General features: G+C 69.7%; 9 protein-coding genes. 1 reads left to right on the top strand and 8 read right to left on the bottom strand.

Features of this window, described 5'->3' with window-relative positions:
- The coding region (locus tag P409_RS19170) for an SLC13 family permease (RefSeq protein ID WP_034841615.1) at positions 1-567 on the top strand (567 nt) is incomplete at its 5' end.
- 21 nt (positions 568-588) lie between these two features.
- Here P409_RS19170 and P409_RS19165 read toward each other — a convergent pair.
- From P409_RS19165 to P409_RS19130, 8 genes are all read right to left on the bottom strand, one after another.
- A complete protein-coding gene (locus P409_RS19165; protein ID WP_034841604.1) occupies positions 589-1,548 on the bottom strand; it encodes a catechol 2,3-dioxygenase in 960 nt (319 codons plus the stop codon).
- A 7-nt stretch (positions 1,549-1,555) separates the two neighbouring features.
- The gene (locus P409_RS19160) at positions 1,556-2,245 is read right to left on the bottom strand and encodes a 4-carboxy-4-hydroxy-2-oxoadipate aldolase/oxaloacetate decarboxylase (RefSeq protein WP_034841599.1); all 690 of its coding nucleotides are present in this window, start codon (positions 2,243-2,245) and stop codon (positions 1,556-1,558) included.
- Positions 2,242-2,967, bottom strand: a complete 726-nt coding sequence (locus P409_RS19155) for a PIG-L deacetylase family protein (RefSeq protein ID WP_034841595.1) — start codon at positions 2,965-2,967, stop codon at positions 2,242-2,244. The genes P409_RS19160 and P409_RS19155 overlap by 4 nt, the downstream gene beginning before the upstream one ends.
- A 15-nt stretch (positions 2,968-2,982) precedes the next feature.
- Positions 2,983-4,071, bottom strand: a complete 1,089-nt coding sequence (locus tag P409_RS19150; protein WP_034841611.1) for a 4-oxalomesaconate tautomerase — start codon at positions 4,069-4,071, stop codon at positions 2,983-2,985.
- A gap of 108 nt (positions 4,072-4,179) precedes the next feature.
- Positions 4,180-5,100 (bottom strand): LysR family transcriptional regulator, encoded by a 921-nt coding sequence (locus P409_RS19145; RefSeq protein WP_052120946.1) that lies wholly within the window; start codon positions 5,098-5,100, stop codon positions 4,180-4,182.
- Between the two features lie 224 nt (positions 5,101-5,324).
- Positions 5,325-6,212, bottom strand: a complete 888-nt coding sequence (gene yghX / locus P409_RS19140; RefSeq protein WP_034841590.1) for a YghX family hydrolase — start codon at positions 6,210-6,212, stop codon at positions 5,325-5,327.
- Between the two features lie 107 nt (positions 6,213-6,319).
- Positions 6,320-7,618 (bottom strand): C4-dicarboxylate transporter DctA, encoded by a 1,299-nt coding sequence (gene dctA / locus P409_RS19135; RefSeq protein WP_202964724.1) that lies wholly within the window; start codon positions 7,616-7,618, stop codon positions 6,320-6,322.
- Between the two features lie 42 nt (positions 7,619-7,660).
- Positions 7,661-8,507 (bottom strand): amidohydrolase family protein (locus P409_RS19130; protein WP_034841581.1); only part of this gene is annotated, 847 nt, incomplete at its 5' end.

The following is an 8,507-nucleotide window of genomic DNA, read 5'->3' as shown; positions in this document are numbered from 1 at the left end:
GGGCTGGTGGTGCTGGCCGTCGCCTCGCTGGCCTTCGAGCTGAATGTCGGCCTCGTGGCGATGAGCGTCGCCGTGGTCCTGGCCCTGGTCTGCCCCCGCGGGCAGAAGGGCGCGGTCGACAAGATCAGCTGGTCGACAGTGCTCTTGATCGGCGGCGTCATCACCTATATCGGCGTGCTGCAGAAGGCCGGCGCGGTCGACTATGTCGGCGGCGGCGTCTCGACCATGGCGGCGCCGCTCCTGGGCGCGCTGCTGCTGTGCTACGTCGCCGGCGTGGTCTCGGCCTTCGCCTCCTCGGTCGCGGTGCTGGGCGCCACCATCCCGCTGGCCGTGCCGCTGCTGATGCAGGGCCATCTCGGCGTGCCGGGCATGGTGGCGGCGATCGCGATCTCGACCACCATCGTCGATGTCAGCCCGTTCTCGACCAATGGCGCGCTGGTGGTGGCCAACGCGCATGGCATCGACCGCGACGCCTTCTTCCGGCAGATGCTGATCTACAGCGGGATCGTGGTGCTGGTCGGGCCGCTGCTGGCCTGGCTGGCGCTGGTGGTGCCGGGGCTGCTGTAGCCCCGTCACAGCGGAGCGCCGTCAGCCGGGCGCGGCTGGCGGCGTTCCGTGCGTGTGGAAGGATTCGATCGTCTTCAAGCCCCAGGCCTGGCCCTTCCGCCGCTCCGCCTCGGTCCACACGATCGGCTGCCAGTCGGGGGCCAGCACCAGGCGGGCGCCGGCATTCGCCACCTCGACGCGGTTGCCGCCGGGCTCGTAGACATAGAGGAAGAAGGTCTGCTGCACCGCGTGCTTGTGCGGCCCGGTCTCGATGAAGACGCCGTGCTCCAGGAAGATGTCGGCCGCCCGCAGGATGTCCTCGCGCGAATCCAGCGCATAGGTGACGTGGTGGAAGCGGCCCTTCGCCCCGGTGTGGTCCCTGGTATAGGCGAAGTCGTAGCTCTTGTTGGTGAAGGTCAGCCACATCCCGGCCTCGGTGCCGTCGTCCAGCACGATCTGCTCGGTCAGCCGGGCGCCGAGATAGGTCTCGAAGAAGACCCGGTTGGCCTTCACATCCGCGGCCAGGCCGTTGAAGTGGTCGAGGCGGCGGACGTTGACGCCGCGGGCCGGAAAGCGCTGGGCCTGGTTCTTCAGCGCCGGCTTCAGCTCCGCCGGCGCCCGGTACCACTCGGTCTCGTAATACAGCTCGACGACATGGCCGTCCGGGTCGCGGCAGCGAAAGGCCGGGCCGTGGCCCAGCTCGTCCTCGATCCAGCCGATCTCGTGGCCGGAGCCGCGCAGGGCGGCGACCCGCCGCTCCAGCGCCTGCGGGCTGCGGGTGCGGAAGGCGGCGTGGCCGAGCCCCGAGGTCCTCGATCCGGTCAGCACAAGGGAATAGCGCTCGTAGTCGTCCCAGCCGCGCAGATAGACGGAGTCGCCCTTCTCGCCGCTCACCGTCATGCCCAGCACCTGGACGAAGAAGTCGAGGCTCTTCTCCGGCACCGGGCTCAGGATCTCGACATGGCCGAGATGCGCGACGTCGAGATTGGGTTCGGGAGCCATCGGCCGCTCAGTCCGGCAGCTCGTCGACATAGGTCAGCCCGGCCGCGGCCAGAGCCTCCCGCATCCTGTACATGTCGAGGCCGAGCTCGCCGGCCGCCAGCCGGGCCCGCTTCTCCTCCTCATTGGCGACCCGCTTCTCGGCCAGCGCCGCGACCTCGGCAGCCTGGGCACGAGGCACCACCACCACCCCGTCATCATCGGCGACGATGGCGTCGCCCGGCATGATTTGGGCGCCGGCGCAGACCACCGGCACGTTGACGCTGCCCAGCGTCGCCTTGACCGTGCCCTTGGCCGAGATCGCGCGCGACCAGACCGGGAAGCGCATCTCCGCCAGCGCCTTCACGTCGCGGCAGCCGGCGTCGATCACCAGCCCCAGCACGCCGCGGGCCTGGACCGATGTCGCCAGCAGCTCGCCGAACATGCCGTCGGTGTTGTCGGTGGTGCAGGCCACCACCAGCACGTCGCCGGGCCGGCACTGCTCCACCGCCACATGCAGCATCCAGTTGTCGCCGGGCTGGGCCAGCACGGTGACGGCGCTGCCGGCGATGGCGGCGCCGGGCCAGACCGGGCGCATATAGGTCTTCAGCAGGCCCAGACGGCCCATGGCCTCGTGCACGGTCGACACGCCGCAGGCGGCCAGGCGCCGGGCGATGTCGGGCTCGACCCGGCGGATGTTGCGGACGACGACGGGCTTCATGCCAGCACCTCCACGGCGTCGGGGAACAGGCGCTGATAGGCCTCACCATAGGTCATCGGCCGGCCCGAGTTGCGGCCGCCCTGCACGCCGCGATTCAGGGCCACGCGGGTGTAGTAGTCCCAGAGATGCTTCTGCGCCGCCAGCACCTGGAAGGCCTGGAACTTGGTCTCCCACACCTCGTCGATGTTCAAGATCACCTGCGGCTTGAAGTTGCACTGCTCCGGCTGGTGCGGCTCGAACAGGAACACCGGCGGGGCGGCGTAGCTGCGCGACGGGTCGGGCTTGTGGCCGGCGGCCTGGGCGATCACTCGCGCCTCCTGCGCCGCATGGGCCGCGACCGGATGGTCGAAATTATACGGGTCCTCCAGCGCATGGGTCAGCACGAAGGCCGGCTTCTCCTCGCGATAGATGTCGACCAGCCGGTCGAGGACCGCCTCCGTGACCTTCAGCGGATAGTCGCCGGCGTCGAAGAACTCGATCTCCGCGCCCAGGATCGCGGCGGCCTTCGCCGCCTCCTCGCGGCGCTGCGCCTTGACGTCCTCCAGCCGCACGCCCGCGGCCTTCCAGGCCCATTGGCTCTCGCCGCGCTCGCCATAGGACAGGCAGGCGATCTTCATGCGGTAGCCCTTGCGCGCGTGCAGGGCGATGGCCCCGCCGGCGCGCCAGACGAAGTCGCCCGGATGGGCGGTGATCACCAGCCCGGATTTGCCTTGTGCTGTCATAAGTGCTCTCGATGCTCAGGCGGCCGGCAGGGCCGTCTCATGGGGAAAGGCGATGCCGTCGAACAGGGCGCGGGCGGTGCGGAGCAGGCCCGCCCGCTCGATCACCGGCCGCTCCGCCGTGCCGCCGACGGCGATGCGCACGGTGAACTCGCCGGTCGGGTGCTCGATGCTGAAGCTCTTGTCGCGGCCGTCGGGGACCCGCGCCACCCGCGCTGCGGGCGACCCCGGCAGCACGCAGGCGGTGGCGACGGTGACCGCGGCGAAGACGCCGATCGAGGCGTGGCATTCATGCGGGATGAAGCTGCGGGTGCACAGGCTGCCGCCGGCCTGGGGCGGCGCCACCAGCGCGATCTTCGGCACCACCTTGCCGGCCACGTCGCCGAGATTCATCAGCGGCCCCGCGGCGCGCCGGATCTCCTCCAGCCGCGCCTTCAGCCCGGTGTCCTGGTCCAGCGCGTCCCGCGGCTCATACCCGGTGCGGCCGACGGCGAAAGCCGCCAGGACGATCACCGGCATGCCGTTGTCGATCAGCGTCGCCTCGACCCCGGCCACGGTGTCGACCGGGTTGCCCGTCGGCAGCAGCGCCCCGCAGACAGACCCGGCGGCGTCGAGGAAATCGACGGTGACCGGGGCGGCCGTGCCCGGCACGCCGTCGATCCGGACGTCGCCGGCATAGGTCACCCGGCCCCCGGGCGTCCGCACCGTCAGCTCCGCCACCGTGCCGGTGTTGACCGTGCGCACCCGCACCCGGGTCTCGGGATCGCGCGCCGCCACCAGGCCGCGCTCGATGGCGAAGGGGGCGACCCCGGCCAGGATGTTGCCGCAGTTCGGCGTGGTGTCGACCACCGGCTTGTCGACGCCGACCTGGCAGAACAGGAAGTCGATGTCGCAGGCGGGATCGGCGGCGGGCGAGACGATGGCGACCTTGCTGGTCAGCGGATGCGCGCCGCCCAGCCCGTCGATCTGGCGCGGGTCGGGCGAGCCGAGCAGCGACAGCAGCAGCCGGTCGCGCGCGGCGGTGCCGGCAGGAAGGTCGGAGGCGAGGAAGTAGGCGCCCTTCGAAGTCCCGCCCCGCATCAGCATGCAGCGGATGCCGCCCTGCATTCCGTCCTCCCGGTGCGTCTCCATCATTCGCGCACGCTATCCAGGGCAGGCAGGTGAAACAAATGAAAGTAACGGCAGGATCCGACGATCCGATGCAGCAATGCCGTCTTAATCCGGTGCCCCCTCGTCGCGCCGCGACAGCAGGCGGAAGTGGCTCTGGACCATCCGGGCCAGCGTCTCCGCCGCGGGGGAGAGCGGGTGCTCGCGCCGGGTGATGATGCCCAGGGTGCGGGTCACGCTCGGGTTGCGCAGCGCCACCACGGCGACGCCGGAGACGCGGACGGTGCTGACGCCCAGCTTCGGCACCACGGTGCAGCCCACCCCCGCCGCCACCATGCCGATGGCGGTCGCGACATGCTGCACCTCGTTGCGCCAGGTCATCATCTCGCGCCGGCTCGCCAGCGCGTCATCGATCAGCAGCCGGTTGCCGGTCTGGGCGCTGATGCGGATCAGCGGCACGCCGGCCAGATCCTGCCAGTCCACGGTGTCCCGCCCGGCCAGGGGGTGCCCCTCCGGGCAGACCAGGACGAACGGCTCCTTTATGAGCGGGATGATGTCGAGGTCCCAGCGGTTGGCCGAGACGATGGTGACGGCGAACTCGGCCTCGCCCGTCCGCACGCGGTCGACCAGCTCGCTGACCGAATTGTCGTAGACGCGCACGGCCAGCTGCGGATGGGCCGCCTGGAACTCCGCCAGCACCTGCGGCAGATGGTGGATGGCGATGGTCGGCAGGCAGCCGATGGCGATGCGCTCCTGCTGCTCGCGGCCCTGGCGGCGCAGCGTGTCGAGCGAGGTCGACAGGTCGTCGATCAGCTTCTGCGCCGTCGGCAGCAGCTCCAGCCCGGCCGGGGTCAGCGACAGGCGCCGCGTGCTGCGGGCCACCAGCTTGACGCCAAGATCCTCCTCCAGCTTCTTCAGCCGGTGGCTCAGCGCCGTCTGCGACAGGTTCAGATGCCCGGCGGCACGGTGGAAGCTGCCCCAGTTGGCGATGCTGAGAAAAGCCTCGAGGCCAAGAAAGTCGATCCGCATCCGGGAGTCCCGCACTGATGGGCACGGGACTCTCGGCCAGGTCGCAGTTCCGATCAATGAGAATGATTCATGATAGGGCCAATTTCAGTGAAACCATTCAGAGCTCCCCGTCATCGCGAGCGCAGCGAAGCAATCCAGGGCTGTTTGGCGTGGCCCCGGATTGCTTCGTCGGCTTCGCCTCCTCGCAATGACGGCAGGGACGAACCGGGCGTCCCGGGAAGGTCTCAGGCCAGGTAGCGCTTGAACCAGGCGATCGTCCGGTCCCAGGCCAGCTTGGCTGCCGCCTCGTCGTAGCGGGGCGTGGAATCGTTGTGGAAGCCGTGGTTCACGCCCGGATAGATATAGGCCTCGTAGGTCTTGTCCGATGCCTTCAGCGCGGCCTCATAGGCGGGCCAGCCTTGGTTGATGCCGATGTCCAGCTCGGCATAGTGCAGCAGCAGCGGCGCCTTGATCCGCGGCACGTCCTCCGCCTTCGGCTGGCGGCCGTAGAACGGCACGGCGGCGGCCAGCTCCGGATAGGCCACGGCCGCGGCGTTGGCGACGCCGCCGCCGTAGCAGAAGCCGGTGATGCCGACCTTGCCGGTGGTCAGGTCGCTCTGCATCAGGAACTCGACCGCGGCGAAGAAATCGTTCATCAGCTTGGCCGGGTCGACCTTCTGCTGCAGCTCGCGGCCTTCGTCGTCATTGCCGGGATAGCCGCCGACCGAGGTCAGCCCGTCCGGCGCCAGGGCGATGAAGCCGGCCTTGGCCACGCGGCGGGCCACATCCTCGATATAGGGGTTCAGGCCGCGATTCTCGTGCACCACCACCACGCCCGGCACCTTGCCGGCGGCCTTGGCCGGGCGCACCAGATAGCCGCGCACCTCGCCATTGCCCTTGGGCGACGTGTAGGTGATGTATTTCGCGACGATATCGGGGTCGGTGAACTCCACCTGCTGCGCCATCGCGTAGTTCGGGCTCAGCGACGCCAGGATCGACGCCGCGGTCAGCCCCGCCACGGCGAACTTGCCGGCGCGGTCCAGGAACTCGCGCTTGGTGATCTTTCCGTGGACGTAATAGTCGTAGAGCTCCAGCAGCTCGGGCTGGAAGTCCTTGGCGGTGAGACGGGTCATGAAGCGCTCCCCCTTCGTTGAGGCCGCCCGCGACTCCCGGAGGCGGCGACACGCTCCCACACGTTCGGTCCGGCCGGTCCCGTCGGATGTGCGGCATGACGCCGCCGTCAGGGCAGCGGCGGCACGTCCTCGCCATCCAGCACGCGTCTGAGGCGGTCGCGGTCCAGCGCATTCTCCCACTTCGCCACCACGATGGTGGCGACCGCGTTGCCGACCAGGTTGGTCGGCGTCAGCCCCTCGGACATCAGCCGGTGGATGCCGAGGATCAGGGCGACGCTGGCCACCGGGATGGTGCCGGCGGAGGCGAGGGTGGCGGCCAGCACGACGAAGGCGGCGCCGGCGATGCCGGCCGCGCCCTTCGAGGTCAGCAGCAGCACGCCGAGCAGGCCGAGCTGCTGCCAGATGTCGAGCGGCGTGTTGGTGGCCTGCGCCAGGAACACCGCGGCCGTCGCCAAGTACAGGCAGGTGCCGTCCAGGTTGAAGGAGTAGCCGGTCGGGATCACCAGGCCGACCACGCCCTCGTCGCAGCCGGCGTGGCGCAGCTTGGTCAGCATGCGCGGCAGCACCGTCTCCGACGAGGTGGTGGCGAAGACGATCAGCAGCTCCTCGCGGATGTAGCGCAGCAGCTTCAGCAGGCTGAAGCCGCAGATCCGGGCGATCGGCCCCAGCACGCAGAACACGAAGACCAGGCAGGTCAGGTAGAAGCCGCCCAGCAGCTTGCCGAGCGACAGCAGCGACCCGAAGCCGAACTTCCCGACGGTGAAGGCGATGGCGCCGAAGGCCCCGATCGGCGCCAGCCACATGACGATGCCGACGATCCGGAACAGCATCTGCGAGACCGTGTCCGTCAGCTCGACCAGCGGCCTGCCGCGCTCGCCCATCCAGGTCAGGGCCACGCCGCACAGCACGGACAGCAGCAGCACCTGCAGCACATTGCCCTCGGCGAAGGCGCCGATGAAGGAGTTGGGCAGGATGCCCATCAGGAAGCTGACGGTGTCGGCATGCTGGGTCTGCGCCAGATAGGGCTGGGCGGCGGAGGTGTCGACGCTGCGCAGGTCGACATTCATGCCGACGCCGGGCTGCAGCAGATTGACCGCGATCAGCCCGATGGCCAGGGCGACGGTGGTGACCAGCTCGAAATACACGATGGCCTTGAGGGCGACGCGGCCGACCCGCGCCATGTCCGCCATCCGGGCGATGCCGTGGATCACGGTGCAGAAGATGATCGGCGCGATCAGCATGCGGATCGCCTTGATGAAGGCGTCGCCGAAGGGCTGCATCCGCACGCCGAGCGTCGGATAGAAATGGCCGAGCGCGATGCCGACCGCCATGGCGACCAGCACCTGGGCCCAGAGCGGGCCGAGCCAGCGTTTCGCGGCGAAGCCCTTCGGCTTCGCCTGCGTCATCCCGATGCTGGACATGGGCCTCTCCCTTCGGTTGTTGTTGGTTCAGTCGAAGTCGAACAGCCGCGCCGGGTTGGCGACCAGGATCCGGTGCTGCAGCTCCGGCTCCGGCGCGAAGAGCGGGATCAGGTCGACCAGGTCGCCATCGTTCGGCATGACCCGGACATTCGGATGCGGCCAGTCGGTGCCCCAGATGATCCGGTCGGGCGCGGCCTCGACCAGGGCGCGGGCGAAGGGCGCGGCGTCGCGGAAGGGCGGCCCGGCGGTCGACACCCGCTCGGCGCCGGAGATCTTGACCCAGCACTTCTCGTCGTTGCGGAGAAGGGCCAGCAGGGTCTCGAAGGGCCGCTGCTTCAGCCCGTCCGACGCCAGGACGCGGCCCATATGGTCGATGGTGTAGGGCACCGGCAGGCGCCGCAGCATCGCCGCGTAGTCCGGCAGGTCGACGGCGTCGAAATGCAGGTCGATATGCCAGCCATGGGCCGCGACCATCGCCACGATGCGGTCGAAGACCTTCATGTCCGGCACGCCGCCGAGATGGCGGACGAAGTTGAAGCGGCAGCCGCGGAAGCCGCCGTCATGCAGTGCCTCGATGCCCTTCTCGGTGATCGTGCCGTCGAGATTGGCCACGGCGCGGTAGCGGCCCTCGCTCTGGGCGATGGCGTCCAGCGCAACGCGGTTGTCGGTGCCGTGCACGCTGGCGTTGACGATCACCGCGCGCCCGACGCCGAGCCTGGCGTGCAGCGCCGCGAACATCTCCAGCGGCGCGTCGGGCGGGGTGTAGGACCGGTCCGGCGCGTAGGGGTAGCGGTCGCCCGGCCCGAAGATGTGGCAATGCGCGTCGCAGGCCAGCGGCGGCAGGCGGAAGGCGGGCGTGCGGGTGTCCGGGTCG

It is taken from the genome of Inquilinus limosus MP06 (genome assembly GCF_000767795.1).
In the GTDB taxonomy this organism is placed as follows: Bacteria; Pseudomonadota; Alphaproteobacteria; order DSM-16000; family Inquilinaceae; genus Inquilinus; species Inquilinus limosus_E.
The sequence above is the reverse complement of the archived record's forward strand: the minus strand, read 5'-3'. Positions and strand labels throughout refer to the sequence as shown.

Excerpts from the sequence above, each read along its gene's own strand:
- P409_RS19165 (WP_034841604.1), bottom strand. The coding sequence starts at position 1,548 with ATGGCTCCCGAACCCAATCTCGACGTCGCGCATCTCGGCCATGTCGAG.
- yghX (WP_034841590.1), bottom strand. The coding sequence starts at position 6,212 with ATGACCCGTCTCACCGCCAAGGACTTCCAGCCCGAGCTGCTGGAGCTC.
- dctA (WP_202964724.1), bottom strand. The coding sequence starts at position 7,618 with ATGACGCAGGCGAAGCCGAAGGGCTTCGCCGCGAAACGCTGGCTCGGC.
- P409_RS19145 (WP_052120946.1), bottom strand. The coding sequence starts at position 5,100 with ATGCGGATCGACTTTCTTGGCCTCGAGGCTTTTCTCAGCATCGCCAAC.
- P409_RS19150 (WP_034841611.1), bottom strand. The coding sequence starts at position 4,071 with ATGCAGGGCGGCATCCGCTGCATGCTGATGCGGGGCGGGACTTCGAAG.
- P409_RS19155 (WP_034841595.1), bottom strand. The coding sequence starts at position 2,967 with ATGACAGCACAAGGCAAATCCGGGCTGGTGATCACCGCCCATCCGGGC.
- P409_RS19160 (WP_034841599.1), bottom strand. The coding sequence starts at position 2,245 with ATGAAGCCCGTCGTCGTCCGCAACATCCGCCGGGTCGAGCCCGACATC.